This is a genomic window from Xenorhabdus sp. XBWT (genome assembly GCF_059072735.1).
The window spans coordinates 1803256-1822573 of record NZ_CM180990.1 but is presented as its reverse complement, the minus strand read 5'-3'; the positions used below and the strand labels follow the sequence as shown (position 1 = coordinate 1822573).

The 19318-nt window shown below is 45.7% G+C and carries 7 protein-coding genes; all 7 read right to left on the bottom strand.

The window, feature by feature from the left end; genetic code table 11:
- Positions 1–20: 20 nt before the first annotated feature.
- Positions 21–10151: an SDR family NAD(P)-dependent oxidoreductase gene (locus tag AC5JQI_RS08390; RefSeq protein ID WP_493914382.1), complete on the bottom strand. Its 10131-nt coding sequence runs from the start codon at positions 10149–10151 to the stop codon at positions 21–23.
- Between the two features lie 250 nt (positions 10152–10401).
- Complete coding sequence (locus AC5JQI_RS08385) at positions 10402–11277, bottom strand: ACP S-malonyltransferase (protein ID WP_493914381.1); 876 nt, start codon at positions 11275–11277, stop codon at positions 10402–10404.
- A 17-nt stretch (positions 11278–11294) separates the two neighbouring features.
- Positions 11295–11711, bottom strand: a complete 417-nt coding sequence (locus AC5JQI_RS08380) for a DUF1801 domain-containing protein (protein ID WP_493914380.1) — start codon at positions 11709–11711, stop codon at positions 11295–11297.
- A gap of 172 nt (positions 11712–11883) precedes the next feature.
- The gene (locus AC5JQI_RS08375; RefSeq protein ID WP_493914379.1) at positions 11884–12951 is read right to left on the bottom strand and encodes a cupin-like domain-containing protein; all 1068 of its coding nucleotides are present in this window, start codon (positions 12949–12951) and stop codon (positions 11884–11886) included.
- The gene (locus tag AC5JQI_RS08370; protein WP_493914378.1) at positions 12948–13202 is read right to left on the bottom strand and encodes an acyl carrier protein; all 255 of its coding nucleotides are present in this window, start codon (positions 13200–13202) and stop codon (positions 12948–12950) included. Before AC5JQI_RS08370 ends, AC5JQI_RS08375 begins: the two co-directional genes overlap by 4 nt.
- A gap of 1 nt (position 13203) precedes the next feature.
- Positions 13204–13467 (bottom strand): hypothetical protein, encoded by a 264-nt coding sequence (locus AC5JQI_RS08365; RefSeq protein ID WP_493914377.1) that lies wholly within the window; start codon positions 13465–13467, stop codon positions 13204–13206.
- Positions 13468–13521: 54 nt separating this feature from the next.
- Positions 13522–18642, bottom strand: a complete 5121-nt coding sequence (locus tag AC5JQI_RS08360; RefSeq protein ID WP_493914376.1) for an SDR family NAD(P)-dependent oxidoreductase — start codon at positions 18640–18642, stop codon at positions 13522–13524.
- Positions 18643–19318: the final 676 nt, after the last annotated feature.

Below are 19318 nucleotides of genomic sequence, written 5' to 3'. Positions count from 1 at the left end.
TTTATTCCTTTTTCAATGCACTACTCTGCAAAAAACCAATACTTCTGTTCATCAAACGGATAACCGGGAATATCAACGTATACCCCCTGATCGCGGGCAAACCCTTGCCAATCTATGCAGGCGCCAGCAACCCAATCGCCTGCCAGTTGTTTCAACACCGGTAATGCGGTGGAAAATTCCACGTACTTTTTGGGAGGACGGCTTTTGGGAGAAACTTCACCCACCGCACTCACATCCTCTATTGCTGCCCCCTTTTTCTCTGTGAGGATCCATTCCAGCGTTGTGATAAGTTTTTCTAAATCATTAACGATGATGGCAGTGCGAAATGGCATATCCGAGCGGCCGGTCTGGGCGCTGTATGCCAAGTGCCTTAGCGTCAGTGCGTTATCAGTGCGGGATAATTTTTGCTGACGCACATAATCCAGCCACTGATTCAGATAAACAGTTAAGGTTTCCGGGGATTTCGCCGAGACAGGAATTAAAAAATATTCGTCCCCTTGGGAAGGAACCGACGCGCCTGACGGATACGGATAGGACTCTTCCAGAATGACGTGCGCATTTACCCCCGTGATCCCGATGGAGTTCAATCCGGCGCGTCTTGGCTCGGTTGTGCCTGACTCCACGTGTTGCCAAGGAACCGGCTCACGCGGCAAAAATAAGGGCGTATTTTCAATAAAAATCGACGGGTGCAATTGAGAGAAAGAAGCAATGGGCGGGATGACACCATGTTTCATTGCCAATATCACTTTAATCAGGGAGGCCATACCCGAAGCGGCTTCCAAATGGCCAATATTGCCTTTCACCGCACTGATGACACAACGGTGTGACGTCGCCTTTTGGGTTGAAAAAACCTTTTTGAACACAGCAAGTTCACTGATGTCATTAAATTGGGTCGCAGAGCCGTGGGCTTCAATGTAGTCAACAGAATGGGGATCGATACCCGCTGACTGATAGGTATTTCTGATGTTCTCTTCTTGCTTTTCAATACTCGGCGCCATTGACGAGAAAGCGCTCCGGCCATTGTGGGAAATACCCACCCCCCTGATGATTGCCCGAACAGGATCATGTGCAAGGCGGGCCTGCTCCAAGGGCTTAATCATGACAGCGCCTACGCCCTCGCCCCGGATATAACCATCGGCCATGTGGTCAAAAGGCGCCATTTTGCTGGACTGGCTGAGAATGCCGCCCTGATCCCGAATATAAAACTCCATAAAATCAAGGATGACTTTCACTCCCGCAACAATGGCGACGTCGCAATCTCCCTGTAAAATTGCCTGTCGGGCTTTTTGCAAAGCAACAAACACACTGGCGCAGGCGTTATCGACAACTTCACTGGGTCCGGTAAAGTTGAAGAAATAAGAGAGCTGATTCACCATCATGCCCAGACTGAGACCAGCCTGTAATCCGCCACATTCTTCGACAGGGTTGATCAGAGAATGATTCTTGATGAGGGATTTGTAGTCGGTGGAGTCAACAGCAACAAATAATCCGACCTTGCGCTGGGTGAGGTCTTCCAGATCATAGCCCCCATGCTCAATGCATCGCCAGATACACTGCATCAACAGGCGTTGCTGTGGATCCATTTGTTTTGCCGTTTCTGCATCAATACCCCAGAATTTGGCATCAAACTGGTCGATATCCTGCAAAAAGCCGGAGGATTGCATACGCTTTACCGCCTCTTCCTTAGCGGATGGTGTGATAATGTGACGCCGTTTCCACGCTTCCGGCGTGATGCCCTGAATAGAAATCGTTTTCTGCACGATGTTCTGCCAGTATTCTTCCGCATTCCTGGCGCCGGGAAACATGCAGTCATATCCCACAATGGCAAACGGGGTTAACGTGGCAGAAACGGGCATTGCCGGTGAGGGTGTGGCAGAAGGGATTAAACGGGATTGCGGTGGCAAAAGCTGAGCCAGATGTTCTGTCACACGGTTCAGTGTGTTGAACTCTAACAAATTCGCCTGCGACAACGTAACCTCAAAACGGGCGTTAATGTACTCCGCCAACTCAATCAGCCCGACAGAATCCATGCCATAGTCACCAAACTGCCGGTGGATATCGATCGTCTCACCGCGCATCCCCAAGAGTTCAGCGAGTTTATCGACAACAATGTCCGCAATGGCTTTCACCGATTCCAGAGCCACTAAATTGGAATTGCCCGTCTGCTGCTCATGGTTTGATGACGCCGTTTCCGGTTCTGGCAAAAATGCATCAGATGAAGAGTCAGCGGTGGATCCCAGATAATCTGTGATCTTTTGAACGTCCCCCTTCATCACGCCAAATTGAGAGAAAGGTGAACGAAGTGCGATTTCCAGTGTTTCCAGCGCGGTTTTCGTGTCCAGAGGCACAATCCCAAAGGTATCAAACATCTGCTTTTGTACCCTTTGGGTTACGTTCATGCCGCCTTCCTGCCAAAGCGGCCAGTTAATTGACAGGCTTTTTCCGCTTCTTTTATTTTGCCGAACCAACTCCCCACGATACTCCGCAAAATTATCCAGAAAGGCGTTTGCCGCCGCGTAATCTATCTGACCGATATTCCCCAGAGAGGCCAGTGAAGAGAACATGACAAAAAACGCCAGAGATTCATGTTGAGTCACATCATCAATCAGACAGGCCGCCGAGGCTTTCGTGGCGATCACCCGGTCAATCTCTTCCCCGGTTTTATTGATAATCAACGCATCGTGGATCACCCCCGCACAATGGATGACACCGTGCAAGGCGCCGAAGCGCTGGCGGATCTGCATCAGGTTTTTTTCCAGTGCTTCACGGTTGCTGACATCGCACTGCATGTATTCTGCTTTTATGCCGCGCTTTCTCAGCGCATTCAGTCGGGCTTCTTTATCGGCATCAATCGCAGTACGCCCTGACAGCACAAGGGATGCCCCTGTTTTTGCCCCGATATACTGTGCAATCTGGTATCCCAATCCGCCCAAGCCCCCCGTAATCCACACCACCCGACATTCACGATGAAACAAAGAGGGAAGATGCATTAAGGATGCCGGCTCTACCACTTTTGGACGCCAGACAAAACGATCTCCTTGTTTCTGATAGAGCACGGCACTCGCTTTATCTTTGTTTGACAACACGGAGTTTAAAGAAAGGAGTTCTTGTTCTGCATGTCGGCAGAAAGTTTCGCTGTCTGCATTTTCCATTTCGCTGTCTGCGCTTTCCAATGCGGCATCCAGAATCAGTTTCGTCTGTACCGAAGGAAACTCCATGTTGATCGTTCGCAGTGCCCCCAGCAAAGCGCGGTAAGGCAAGCCGCTCTCTTTCCACGGCGCAAAAATCACTATCCGCGATGGCAATGTTTGACCGGAGCGAATTCGCTGCTGACAATAATCAACCAATCGCAGAACAAGATCCGACAAAGCAGCGGAATACGGGCTATCTGTATGTGTCCCATTTTCAGCATGAAGATAATGGATGTTTTCCACACCCGATAACGAGGCCAATTCAGTCAATGAAGCTGTATCCAGATGCCCAATGACAAATACGTCCGTGCCACTCAATGCCGCTGCACCTGATGTCCCTTGGCGGATATCACACCGCTCCCAGCCCAAGGTATAGAACACCACCGAATCGGTATCTTCCGTTGATTCTGAGAACGTCTCAGCCTGAACTTCAGACGCCGGTATCCAGTATCTTTCCCGGGCAAAAGGATAAGTCGGTAAACTTAAGCGGTTTGGCCGTCTGGGAAGGGATTGATAATACGACTGCCAATCAATGTCATGCCCTTGGATCCAGGCATCCGCGATCTGTCTTAACTGCGCATAGTCTTCTTTATGCCTGCCCTTTCCGGTATAAACGGGAATGATGGATTGTCTGGCGTATTTAAATTTGTCTACCCGTTCCATCCAGCCATGTTCTGGCGGTAAACAAGACAGTGAGAAGGCCTTCAGGTCATCAATCAGGGCAGACAGGGAATCCACAATAAAGACGACCCTTTCCTCCATCTCTTCCCGCCCTGTCTGCAAGGTATAGGCAATACTGTGCAAGTACGCCGCCCTGGCGGTTTCCGGATGCCATTTTGCCTGCTCCCTGACATACTGTGATAGGGATTGTGCTAATTCACGATGCTGTTCATGCGTTTTTGCGGAGAGTGGTATCACCGCCCATTTTGGCCAATCGTCATTATGGGTGGGAGGCAATCCGTTATCCTGAATGTATTCTTGGACAATCAGGTGCGCATTTGTTCCTCCAGCACCGAATGATGAAATGCCTGCCGTTCTGGGGTGTTCCGATGGGGTTATCTGCTGTCCATGCCCGCCTTGCGATATTTCACCCAACAGCGGCCTTTTCCAGTCGGTAAGTTCGCGCTGTACATAAAACGGGGTGACGTCAAAATTGATGTTGGCGTTGAGTTCACGGCTGTGCAAAGAAGGTACTAACTGCCCGTGCTTAATTTGCATGAGGACTTTGGCAACCCCTGCAATCCCTGCCGCACTTTCACAGTGACCAATATTGGATTTTACCGATCCGATTGCACAAAATGCGTTCTCTTGTGTGCCATCCTTTGGCAAATCATTCTGTTGCAAATACGGCTGGAATGCCCGGTTAAGGCCGGATACCTCAATGGGATCGCCAAGTGACGTTCCTGTGCCATGCGTTTCAATATAGCTGACGGCTCGCGGATGCACGTTAGCGGACCGGATTGCCTGAGAAATGACTTCGGCCTGCGCGATCGGATTAGGCACTGTATAGCCGTTGGTCTTGCCGCCGTGGTTGACCGCTATTCCCTTGATAACCCCATAAATAGGGTCGCCATCCTCAATGGCTTTCGCCAAAGGTTTCAGTAAAACAGCACCTACTCCTTCCGCCGGAACATATCCCGTTCCTCCCTCGCCAAAGCTCTGGCATCGTCCCTCATCAGATAAAAACTTCGACTGACCGAGGATCAAATACTTATTGGGATGAATGGAAACATTGACTCCGCCCGCAAGGGCCATTTCAATGTCACCCTGTCTGAGAGCCTGACAGGCAAGGTAAATTGAAGTCAGTGAGGAAGAGCACATGGTATCAACGGCAAGGCTGGGGCCGTTGATATTAAAGAAATGCGATACCCGGTTTGCTATTGAACCAAAACTGCCGGTCACGATGGATTGTTCGAGAACATGTCCTTTTGCCAATGCTTCTATACTGTAAAACTCATATTCCCCATACATGACACCCACATACACGCCCATCTTTTTAGGCAACCGTGTCCAGTCACGGGAACCTAATGCCCTGTGGCTATATCCCGCATCCTCAATGGTTTCGTAGGCGCATTGTAAAAATAATCGCTCCTGCGGACTCATTACGCGGGCATCGCGCGGCGACAGGTTAAAAAACAGCGGATCGAATTCATCAACACCATCAATGAATCCTCCCCATTTGCCGTAGGTTTTGCCTCGCTTGGTTTTATCTGTGTCGAAATAGCGGGCGTGATCCCAGCGCTCAAACGGGATCTCGGTAATACAATCCTGCCCTTCCCTCAAGAGCTTCCAAAAGTCACGCATGTTCCTTGCCTTGGGAAAACGTCCGGCTAAACCGACAATAGCAATGTCACCTGCATCTGTTGTGGTATTTGTGGTATTGCTCTTCTCATTCACCGGAAAATTCGCCGGGGAGAGAGCAAGTTGTTTGGTTCTGTCAGCAACCTGTTGCACTGGCAGGCGGGAGTCCAGTTGCGTTGGTTCCGGTTGGATATTTTGTTGCTCGTTGTGACCCCATCCCGCTAAAACAGGGTGGTGATGCTCAACAAAATAAGCTGCCAGTTCCTGAATGGTGAGATATTCAAAAAACAGGGTTTTGGGAAGTACCCCGAAATACTGTTCCAGTGTTTCCGTCATGCGGATGGAAAGAATGGAATCTATTCCGTATTGCTCCATGCCGGCTTCTGCATCAATTTCGGCCAAAGGCAGGCTGACCGCTTTGCACACAACCCGTTTGATCACATCCACTGCCGTAGCTTCAAGGTCGGACGAGGCTTGCATTTTCCCTTGCGTTGGCGGATTCTCCGGCACGGAAATTGGATTGATATGATTTTCTGGATTTGATGAAGATGATGAAGATAGCGGTTCATAATACGGGCGAACCCCCAGCATTTCTGTTCTGAAACGTTCTATTGCGCCCCCTTCCATCAGCATTAATTCACCACTGAATTTCTCATGCAGAGCCTGATACAAGGCGCGAAGTGCCATATGGCTGATGAGCGCCTCCCCATCCACAGCGTTATGTTGGGGAAGGATCAAGGCAAGTGTTTGTCGTTGACGCTGTGCTGACGCATAACGCGGCTGCACGCCACGCGCAAAGCTGTTCACCGCCGCACAATAAGCTGAGAACATGGGCTGCCCCGCGTGCCCCAATACCCCATCCCTGCAAGTCAGTACCGCAAAGAAATCAAGTGACAGGCCATGGGTGGCCTTTTCCAGCTGTGACAGGCCCTGATAACGTTCAAGTACTGAATTTACCGTTTCTTTCTCTACGCGCTGCGAAGTCACAGCGAAGCGTTTACCCACACAGAAAAATACGCCCCGCAGTGCGCCAAATTTTTGCTCAATTCTGCTGATGAAGGCGGCCAATGCAGGTGCATCAAGCGTTATTGCCCCGCCGTCAGTGGTCGCCGTTTTTGACGCTATCGTGATCTGGTATTGATGCTTTTCAGATGTGCTTGGAGCACTTTCTTCCGATGCACTTTCTTCCGGGGTAATTTCTTTTAAGACTATTTCTTTCAAAACAATGGCAATGGCTGAATCTGTCTGCGCGGTGATATCGTTGGCAATAAAGCGCCCCATACCGCCATCTTCATCAACAATGAGATAAACTACCTGTTCTTTCCAAGGGGATGTTAACGTCTCTGACTGATTTTCAGGTGCTCCGTTTTCAGGTGACCAGGCAGTCCAATGAGGTATCCAACGCTCCCCGGATTGCCACAGTATGGCGTCATGTTTTATCTGCGCAGTTTCTCCTGACAGTATTTCCGCCAGCCCTTCTGTATCATCACAATAAATCGTCTGACTCAGCAAATTGGCATTGCCCTGATAGGCGGTTTTTAATAGCGCCGTCACCATGGCATATTCTGGTAATACCTCGGCTTCCGGTAATACAAGCTGAATCAAAACAGGGGTTGCGGGAGGAGAGTTAATCAGGCCGTTAATTTTTTGGCACAGTGTTATGACGTTTTGCTGCCTCGCCAGCAGACCTTCATCACGGTGAGGTTTTGGCAACACAATATATTCACAGGTGTCCGTATCCGATGTGAACGGCGCATGTTGAAGGTTCTCCAGTTCACACAAGAACACGAGGCGTTTTGTAAAAGGCCGCAAGGGTCTGTCGGAAGGCAACGCCTGGCTTTTCCACTGAGGCTGCAATAAGTAAGGTTCAACCTCTGCGGGTTGGGCCGATTGCGCCCCAAGCCCACGACAGCTAAAACCTTTAAAACGGATACAGACCTTGCCGTTGATATCACAACAATCGACATCTACTTTTGGGAAGGGATCTGAGGCACTGCTGTCAGCACTGTAACTGATCCATGCCCAGTGCAATTGGGTGCTTTCGTCATGGAATTCGATTTCATCAAGGGCAAAAGGAATTAAGCACTTAGGCGGAATGGGTCTGTCGAGATCGCCAAAACGCATCAATAGCCCGACGGATGAAAGGAGAGCGCCATCCATCAAGCAAGGGTGCAAAACAAACTGCTCTCTGGTCGGCTCCAGAGATGGAGGCAGCGACAGTTTTGCCAATACGTGGTCCATCCCAACATAAAGCGCTTCAATGCCCTGATAGTCAGGCGCCATATACAAGCCAAGCACATGGTACATTTCATAGTACCGTTTAGGGGGATACGCGTTTTGCCGGTATCGGGATTTCAGGTTGTCAATGTCATAGACAGGGGGAGGAGTGAGCGCCCTGCGTACAGCGACACCGGAATTATGGATGATTTCCTCTTCTGCGCGGCTGTATAACTGATACCCCGCTTCCCCCTTTCCATGATTGATAAAACGAATATGGGTTGTCTGAGGCTCATTAATTACACCGATAATCTGCGCCCAGACAACATTTTTTAACGTGAGTCCTGTATTTTCCCGTTCTGCTGATAACGCCCCCGGTTTTGATCCAAATGAATGGTGGGCGGCAACGCGGGCCAGCTCTAAATGCCCCACTCCCGGCAACACGCGGATGCCATGAATCACATGGCCTTTCAGGCAGAATTCTTCACCAGAAAATGTTGTGCTAAAACGTTGTTCCGCAAAATCAGAGGTGTTTTGATGGACAAATGGATGAATGAACGGGCGGGTACTTTCCTGATGCAATAGCTCCTGAGACGATGGCGTGCTGACTTCGCCTTGAGGTATCCAATAACTATCCCTGGCAAACGGGTAAGTAGGTAAAGGAATGGCGCGCCATTCAGCACTATTCCAAGATTCCCAATACTGCATCCAGTCAATATCAGCCTCTGCGACCCAACTTTGTGCAACAACCTCTAATGGCGCGGCCTGAATCCCGTTGTTTATCACCGCTTCCGGTTCTGCACACGGCGCCGCTACAGTCTCCCCGTGTGTGTTTTGTGCCCGCGTTCCCAGATATATTGCCGGATGCTCTGTTTCCGGATATTCGATAAATGCCTTTAATACACCCTGTAGTTGTTCCATTGACGACACTATCGTTGCCCAACGATGCGTGAACGCTTCTCTTCCTGTGCTCAGCGTCCAGGCAAGATCGTACAGATTGAAATGCTGGGCAAAATCCGGCTCATTCACGGCTTCATACAGGTTTAATACCTGTTGACGGAGCTGTTCATTGCTCTTTGCGGACAGGCAAACCACTACCGGCGTCTCTGTTGCGGTTTCCCCAAGAGGATTTATGCTGATGGCAGGTTTGTTATCAGCTTCCCGCAGGATGATAGCCGCATTCACATTACTGAACCCATAACTGCTGAAAAAAATATGCCGGGGGGTGTTTTCCTGAGATTTTGACCAATTCACCGTTTCGGTCAGGAAATGAATTCCCTTGGTATCTGCCGGGATGCCCGCATTCAATCCGGTTTTGTCCAAGCCGCGAATAAAGGGGATCTGGTTAAACCTGAAAGCCAGAAGCCCCTTGATGATGGCGTAAAACCCTGAGCTTGCATGGTTATGGCCAATATTGGGTTTTACCGTACTCACATAGCAGGGCGAAACATCCTGCGAACGGCCAAAAACATCCACCAACGCATTCGCCTCAATCGCATCTCCCATTTGAGAAGCAACGCCGTGCGCTTCCACATATTGAATCTGCCCAGGCAAAAGATCCGCCCGTTTTAATACCGTCTGGAACAGCCTGACTTGCTGCTCTTGATTTGGTTGGGAAAATGAATTGGTTTTACCGCCTGAATTATGGCCCGTGGCTTGTACCACACCATAAACATGGTGATGCCGGTTCAATGCCTCGCCGTTTTTTTGCAAAAGTAAAGCGGCGCATCCTTCTGAGGTCCGATATCCAGAAGCCTTCTCAGAAAAACTGTGAATGCCCTCCGCACTGGTTTCAAAGGGGGTTGCGGTCGTTTCTCCCTTTTTCCAAGGGTTCAGAAACAGTGAAACCCCGCCCACGATAGCGTAATCACAATCACCGGACTCAAGTGCCTGACATGCCGTATCCAAAGCAACAAAAGCGCTTGAACAGGTTGTATCAACAACAATTGATGGACCTGTGAAGTTGAAAAAGAAAGAAACCCGATTTGCCAGAAAACAAGGATCATTTCCCGGAACAATAAACTCCTGACTTCGCCGATGTTCGTCAGGAATTCTGTTTACGTAAGCGTCTAAATACCAGCCATCCTGCGCAACAAAAACGCCTACCTTCTTGCCTGACAGCGTTGAAGGCGGTAACCCTGCATCTTCAAGCAGTTGCCAACATGTTTGCAGAAATAATCTCTGTCTGGGATCAGCAAACATAATGGCAGAACCTGAAAGGGGAAAGATATGTCTGTCGAACATGTCAATATCCTCGATAAACATGCCGCGTATCTTTTCCCTGTGCCCCCATTTAACCGGCGTTTGACGATTATTAAGTTGATAGCGCTTTTCCCCGATCACATCAATCAAAGATCCGCCCTCAATCAATGTTTGCCAATAACGAGATAATGACACGCCGCCACCGAAACGTGCAGCGACGCCGATAATAGAATACTCCATCAATAACACTCCTATTTTTATATACCCCGTCTTTCAAATTACCGCTTTATTGGTGTCCCTTTGAAATTCATCGGGTATATTCTGGCAAGCAATAACAATGAGTTATTTCAAAGAAATAAATACAATCTTTGAATGATAATAAAATGAATATATAGATAAACTCGATAATTAAAGAATAAGTTAGGGTGATAAACTTTTAATTTGTTATCACAAATATTATCAAATCCCATTTATCTCAATAATGATGCCATTATTTCATCAGCGTAATACGTTCACCTAATATTTGTTTAGCCAGCGGGCCAACGACATTTTTGGGCCCATATTCAAAACCAATAATATTTTTATCTGACGGTAATTTCTCTATACATTGTTGCCAGCGTACGGGGGACGATAATTGCTTGACCAATAAATCGATTAATTGCTCACGATTATCCAATGGATAAAAATCTGCTGTTACATTAGATAATACAGGGGCGTTCAGTGGGTAGATATGAATATTTTCAAGGAATTTTTTGAATCTTCCTGCAATACTTGCCATTCTTTTCGAGTGGAAAGCGCCCCTAACCTGCAAAGGGTGATAAACACCTTTCGCCTTTAATACACTCTCTTTAAATTGAGACAATTCAACTTTATCACCCGAAATAACAAATTGTTTTGGCGAATTAAAATTGGCTATAGTTAAGTCACTGAAATTGGACGCTGATAATAAATCCTCCACCTGTTCTCGTTTCAGCCCAATAACAGCTGCCATCGCGCCTTCAGAACAAAGCGCCATGCATCTTCCCCGTTCCTGAACGACAGATAAGGCTGTTTCGAAACTGAACGCGCCGGCTACAAACAACGCACAATATTCTCCCAGACTATGACCCACAAATATTTCAGCCCTTGTGCCCTGTTTTTCCAAACTTTCTAAGTAATGAAGAATGTTAATGACAAACAGGGCGGGTTGCGTCACTTCAGTTCTGTCAAGAATATCGGTTTCACTTTTACACACTTCAGCGAGTGAATATCCCAATACCTGTTGTGCCATTCTCATATGATATTGGTACTTATCGAACAGATCCCGCCCCATGCCTTGAAACTGGGCGCCCTGTCCGGGAAACATTGCGACAGTACATGTTTTCATCGTTAACATCCCGTTTGCTAAATGAAATTGTTATCTCTTTTTCTCAACTTATAAGTGAGTGCCATCTCAATACATATATTCAACTCATCTATTGGCAAATCAGTCTTTGGATCTAAAACAACTGCCCGATTTTTTGAATAAGTCAGTTCAGGGAACAGTGTCCTGAACGTATCAACCAATGTGGTCTGGCAATGAAAAAAGATAGCCACATGCGAATGACCGAAACGATCTAACCGGATTGTGGTTCCCGATCCCGTTTCAAGCGTAAGGTAGCTGGGTTGTCCCCATTTCAAAGTCTCAGTAATTGAACCAACGCCTGCCGTTTTTGATGCGGTATCAAATATTAATGTTCTTAACGTCAATAATATTTTTTGATACTGTTCAGGATAATGATTAAATACCGAGTAAACTTCATCATCTTTAAATTCTTTCATAAGATGGCTACCTTATCGTTGATTTGTGCATTGTGACTATCTCCTTTGTCTTTCGCGTTGCCTTTTTGTTGGCGATGCTTATTCATCGGAGGTCAGCTTCTGGATTAAAAAAACAAACTTTATGATATTACGGTTTCTGAGTTTTATCCAAAAGACAGACCACGTTCAGCAATCAATTCCCTACCCATCCCATTTCTTTATAAGAGACATATTTTTTGCGTAATTCACTGTCAGGGACAACAACATCGTTCTCAGACATTTTCTTCCCTTCCAACGTGAGCCTTTCCGCTCTTTGGGATTGTACAAATTCATATAACGGATTCTGGTGCTGGTAAGGCATTTCAATCTTCCAGCGCGAAGCAATCGCAATTGACACAGGCGGCTGATTATTAATTGCATGCCACCACCAAGGGGGATTAATTAACATATCTCCCGGTTCCAGCATAATTCTTAATTTTGGTATCCGGTTATAAAGGGGTTGATGTTCTTCTAAATATTTGACCGGTGCATTATGCTTGACAAATGAACCTACAAATATTCCTTTATTGAACATAGAACTATACATAGCCGCTGAATATTTGGGATGAACAAATATCCACTCTTTACGGCCATAAATATTCAGGAAGCAATTCAGTTCATTCGCACAATGGTAAACCGCACCCGTACCCGGCCCCCCAATGAAGAGCTGGGCAATTTTATGGTATGAAGCAAAATCACCTAAAAAGTTATCAATGCGATCAATGCCAATTTGTTGATGCAAAATGGGGTATTTATTAAAAATATCACTTAAATTTTCAAGGTATGCCCGACTGACATCACCGTTTAATACGGCATTAATATAATTACGCAGTGATGTACCGTTTTCTTCAAACAGTTTTTCTGTCGTCGAATACCAAAGCTGGAAGTCGCCGAAGTTATCCCTGAAATACTCTGGTGTCCACAACTTACCACAGGGGAAAGAGGACGCGAATCCTTTAATGACAATGGGACGAATATCTTCAGCGTAGATCTTTGCCAGTTTCTGCCAAGTCAATTCTCCGACTTCATACGTTTCTATTTCTGAATATCCCGATTCTAAAGCGGGCAATTCAGAGACCATACTCTGTTCAACTTGCTTCAATTCATTCTGAAACAAATCCGGCTTTAAAAATAAATTCCTGAGGAAAAAGATACGCTCATACTCCAGCCGCTCTTTTTCAGGGAGAGCCACATAATCATAATTTGAATAGGATGTTGTCATGATGCTTTTCCCTCAAGTACAGAATGAATAAAGTTGGCGGCTTTATTAACGCTCTGGTACGGCAGAATTTCCTGTACCGAGAGTCTCATAAGAAATCGTTTATTGATGTTGGCGACGATCTTTTCCAACGTTATTGACTCCAAACCATAACTTGAAAATAACGTATCTTGGTCTAATTCATCCGGTGTCATATACATCGCCGTCATGATTTCTTTGCTAAGAAAATCTTTAATTTCTTCTAACTTATCCATATCAGCATTTCCCCTCCGGAAGTTGAGATATGATTTCGATATACAGCGGGAGTATTTCATCGGCTGATTTATCGATTCCCGCCACTGCCAGAAAGTTATTTGTCGATTGATATAGCGAAGTTAATTTTGACACTATATCGGTATTTTTCTCCTGCAAAATGCTGCCCTGCATTTTATCTTCATAACACGATAGACCCAGCATCACGGCTTTTGCCATCATCTCTTTAAGTGCATTTATGACTGAATCTTCAACTTTACTTTCCATAACGTGTATTCTCCATCGTTATTTCTCGCGAATAATCTGTAATCCTGATGTATTTTATGACTCATTCAGTTCGGTATTTTTCTTCTTTGGCACAGCATAAAGCAGTGAAGAATGGTCAAACGGGTATTTCGGCCAGAAACTCCGTTTCTCCACGGAAGAGGCTGTTTCTTTATCATCTCCTTTTTTCTCTAACCACATGCGTAATGTTTCTGGCAGGGTTGCCAGCATGACGTCACCATCCTGACCGCCCACAGACGTCTGTAATCCCTCAACGGCGCGCCCTGCCAAAAATATCTCCAATTTACTGAGCAGTTCTTCATAACTTCTGACGTTTACCGCCAAACGAACATCTAAATGCTTGCGATAAAAACGCAATGTCAATATCAACTGAGATAAAGGTGTGATATGGCGATATTGGTGAATCTGTTCTATTACCGAAGCAACATACCGTTTTAGTGATTCAACACTATTGGCTGAAAGACAGAACCCGTATTCTTGCTCTTCAAGAATGCGATCTTTTCTAGATTCATCAGTTTGATTGACAAAGGGTTCCAAAAGGACAAATGCAGACACTCCACCCAATCCATATGAAAGCAAACCAAGGGTTCCGGTCAGTGCATTCAATGGCTGGCTGATGCTTTTGATGCGCAGCCGGTTGGTATCGATCCCTTCATTGAGCTCATGCAATCCGGCAATACCGGGGGCCTGTTGATGTCTAATCGCCAGTATTGCCCGCACAAATCCGGCAATGCCGGAACAGACTTCAAGGTGTCCCACATTCGATTTCATTGAGCTGACCACACAAGATGCCTGTTCTGACGCTGATAAAAATGTGGCAATGGCTTCTGCTTCACTGAGGTCACCCACATGAGAAGCAATTCCATGAGCTTCAACATAGTGTAATTTTTCGACATCCGCATGTGCTCTCCGGAAAGCGGTTTCCATGACATTCACATGCGCAGAGGCATCGGGTGCAGTAAAGGAATAGCCCTGCCCTCCATGCCAACTCGCCGCACTTTTGACGTTGACCAAAATCTCATCGCCATCAGCAATCGCCAATTTCAGATTTTTTAACAGAATGCAGCCGACCCCTTCGCCACGAACAAATCCGTGTGCATCCTTATCAAAAGGTTTAACCCTGCCATCCGCACTCAGCAGATTTCTTTTCTGCAACGCTTTAAATCGGGATGGCAATAAGTTGATTTGCGCAGCGGCAATGACAGCTTGTTCCACGACACCTGAGTTGATTAACGCCTTGGCTTTTTCAACTGCGGAATAAACACTGGCACAAGCAACGTTAACAATCTCACTCGGCCCTTTAAAATCGAACAAATGGGATAAGCGGTTAGCTGATAAATAAGGTGTCGATGAACCAATTGAGAACTCATCAATTGATGCATCAAATTCAGTGATTAATGCGTAATCATTGGCATCAATACAGACAAATACGGCAGTGCGCTTTTGATTAAATTGTGCAGGCGAATAACCCGCATCAGTGATTGCAGACCAGACGCTTTCTATCAAGGCCCTATGCTGGGGGTCCATCAACATAGCTTCCCGACGCGACATACCAAAAAATTTATGGTCGAACGCCAGACTGTCCTGAATAAAATATCCCTTTATCTTTTCTCTTTCGATGTCTCTGGTCAGCTCATCCGGCAATAGCTGCCAGCGCGATTCCGGATAAATTTCCGGTGCCAATACCTTTTCGCTCAACAAAGGCCAGGCATTACGCCACTGTTTAGAACCACACATGCGTAAATCAATGCCAATCACACCAACATCCCCTTCATCAATTTCATTGTGCGATGGTGCCGGCAATTCAGGCGTCTGATGTTGGAAAACCGCTTCACGATAGGGTTGCTCAGAAGATTGACTCAGGTATTCCACCAAGGCATGTATGCTGGGATTTTTTGCCAACACCATGTTGCTGATCGGAAATCCCATTGTCTGACTCAGTTCCCGCGAGATCCCTCTCATCGCAATGGAATCAATGCCCATATCAGAGAAGCGTGTTTTTAAATCAATATCCTCTGGCCGTAATCCTGTTATCTCCGTAATCACCGACAGGATGGCAGAAACCAACGATTTTCCGTCATTCAATATCGGTTGACCAACATGCTGACGATTAAGCACATGATCAATTTTATTGCCCACTCCCGCCACAACACAGAGTTCTGCCGGTTGATGAATAAGTGCATGATGAAAAATCCTGATGCCGTCATCGGTTCGCAGAGGTTCAGTCCTTGTTGTTTCCTGTAACATAGACAAGGCTGATTCATTGATTCTCATGCCGCCATCCAACCAGTAAGGCCAGTAGATCGCGGTTGTTCGCCCGGCCCGCAGCCCTTGCGATAGTTTCTTATTACGGTTATGGGCAAACTCGACGAGGTAATGGTTAGCCGCTGCATAATCCGTTTGCCCGGGATTCCCTAACATGGCCGTTATTGAAGAGAACACAATAAATTGTTTAACAGACAGTGAACGGGTGAGTTCATCCAGCAATTCACACCCAATCACTTTGCTTTCAACAATGTTTCTGACGTGCTGTTCTGTCTTTAAAAACATGCTCCTATCATCAATACTTCCTGCACTGTGAATGATGAGATCGATGTTTTTATACTTGGTGACTATCTGTTCAACGGCGACGGTCAATGCCTGACGGTGGCAGCAATCCGCCTGAATATACTCAATCGTTCCTTTCTCGGATGTCATGCAATTTGCAGGCAGTGCATCCTTTTCCCGACGCCCGATTATCACCACATTGGCTTCAAACGTATTTGCTAAATATTTAGCAAATACTTGTCCCAGACCACCGGCTCCCCCACTGATCAATACCGTGGGTTTAAAACCGGAGAAGATTTCTCTGTGTTGCGCTGATTCAGAAAATGCGCTGACGTGATAGCGTAAGGTTTCTCGCGTGAGAACCCTTGATTCTGTTGCATTATTCAAGCGCCAGCAGAAAGAACCGGTTACAGGCATTTGCAATAACTTGAGGAATGGCTCTATATGACGTGACAAAGGAACATGATAGAGTTGATACCAACCACAAGGGAGCCCAAACTCTTTTTCAAGTGAGAGTGCATGTGCATACAGCGTATTTCCCCAGATGTCTTCTTGGTCAGACAGCAAGATCCAGGAATCCGGCCTTGTTGATTCAATGGCACTGATAAGTTGTTTCAGAAAACTTAAATACCAGTTAATCCAGTCACTCCCTGATGCCTCATTCGATAATTTGGGCAGTTCAAAATAGCGCTCATGTGAGACATGTCTTTTCAATACTGAGGATTGTTCTTCCCCCAACATAGAAAAGATAATGGGTGGCTTATTTCCTTCATGATCATGATTCAGCTCATCATAAAAGGATGGAACGGGGGAAAATAATGGCTCAATTTTGCACAATTCGTTGGCGTCATGGCGTTTTTCCTGCCCGACCATTTCATCTTTTTTCGCTTCAAGCTCATTGGGAAAATAGGTATTTTGCTGAAAAGGGTAAGGAGGAACATAAATGATCCGATGATGTTCTTCTGCAAATAAATCTTTCAGACTATCCCGCTCTCCCGTCAACCAAGCCGTCACTTTTTCATTATCGGGATGTTGGCCGGCAAGGAATGCTTCAGCGGCTAATCCATTGGAAAAAGCAATCATCTTTCCTAACAATTCCTGATGAGTCTGATAGGTAAAAGCGACACGATATGACAGGTTTGTTCTTCTGGCTAACGTGTAAGCGCAATCACCCACTGACGCTAACGGCGTATTCTGAAGGAATGTCGAAATCAACAAAGCATAGGCTCGCAATGCCTTATCTGAAGATGCTGAAAATGCCAATAGACGGGTCGTCGATTCAAGTTTGGAACGCCTTTTATCCTGATATTCAGAAATAATTGCATGGCCATTGACTCCCCCAAACCCAAAACTACTCACGCCAAAGCGTCGTATCTCGCCATTCGATGGCTGCCAATCGCACTCCTCAGTAAGGATATGAAAAGGAGTGTCTTCCAAAGAAATTTTGGGGTTCAATTCATTGAATTGAAACAGGGGTAACAAGCGTTTCTTCTGAATGGAAAGCAGCCCTTTGATCAAGCCCACCATCCCCGAAGCCGATTCAAGGTGCCCAATATTTGCCTTGGAGCCGGATAGCACACAATAAGCCGTTCCTAATGTTTCTCCGCATTCTTTGGCATGGGCACGGAATGCACGTTTCAATCCGTTAACCTCAATGGGATCTCCTTTTGGTGTTCCGGTACCATGAGATTCAATATAGGAAATTGAATTTGCAGAAATATTGGCTTTCTGAAGTGCTTTTTTTATTACATTCGCCTGAGCATAGGCACTGGGAGACGTGATTGTAGCAACATGACCACCATGATTGATTGCCACAGCATCAACGATGCCATAGATCCGGTCGTTATCTGCCAACGCCTTTTCAAGCGGTTTTATCAGGAGCATACCTGCGCCTTCTCCACGAACATAACCATCCGCTTGTTTATCAAACGTTTTACAACTTCCGGTTCGGGATAACATCCCAGCCTGAGAAAAAGCAACAAAATAGGTGTGGCTGAACAGGTAACTCACTCCCCCGACAAAAGCCGCTTCACAATCGCCAGCCTGAATAGATTGCACTGCGTAAGAAAGGGCGACCAAAGAGCTTGAACAGGCCGTATCAACAGGGATACTGGGGCCTTTCAGATCCAAATAGAAAGAAATTCTATTGGGAATGAAAGTAGTATAAGTTCCGGTCGAAAGGTGTCCCTGAATATTCGTTATTGATTTTTCCAGGCGTTCCTTATAATCAAAATTACATACACCAAGAAAAACACCTATATCCGCAGATTTTATATCAGAAACGCCATAACCCGCGTCCTCTAAACATTCAACCGCTAATTCCAAAGAGATGCGCTGCTGAGGATCCATCAATTCGGCTTCACGAGGCGTGATATTAAAATAAGGGGCATCAAAACGATCAAAATTTTCTACCAGGCCTGCCCAACGACTTGAAGATTTATTTTTCTCAAAATGTGGAGAGTAATATTGACTAACCGACCATCTGGATTCAGGAATTTCAACAATAGCAGATTTTTTTTCTTGATATAACTCCCAAAATGACTCTTGATTATAGCTTCCAGGGAAACGGCAAGATATCCCCACAATAGCAATTTGTTTTCTGTCATGCATGCACGTGTCCCTCTTCTATTTTTTATCTTTAATCATAGACCCCCAGTTACCTATAAAAATATAAGTGCTATCCCAAAGAAAAATGCTCAAAATTAAGCACATTTAGAAATTAATTATCAATGATAGACATAGCGTCATTAGATAATTTTGACGTTTTTATCATGCTTCTAATAATTAACCAGAATTCTGGTGTAAGGATATGTTGAATTCATGCAATCCTGTAGGGATAACAATATCTCTAGCATAGTTTGTATAATAAAAATTATTAATAACCAAACAAAAAATATATCCAACAATACATCGAAATATTATCGACTCTTTGTTGGAGGTAGCATCGTGCTGAATTCACAGTTAGAATACACTATTTCATCCAATTTTACATATAATTATATTATAATTCATGGTGTTAATTTAATTTAAATAAAATTAAATTTAGCCGTACCCACAATTATTGTGCCTTTTATAGAAAAAGAAAGTTGAGTTACAGAGCAATACTGACGTATCTAGTTCGAATACCAATCAAAGTAGGCTCGCACTCTGAACTTAATTAGTTATACATTCTAATTTCAAAGTCTAACTATCAGAAGTCTCAGTACTTAAACAAAGTTGAGGTTAAGAACAAGGCGCTCAATATTGAGCATCCTACCCCCAACTTATAAGTTACGTTTATATAAAA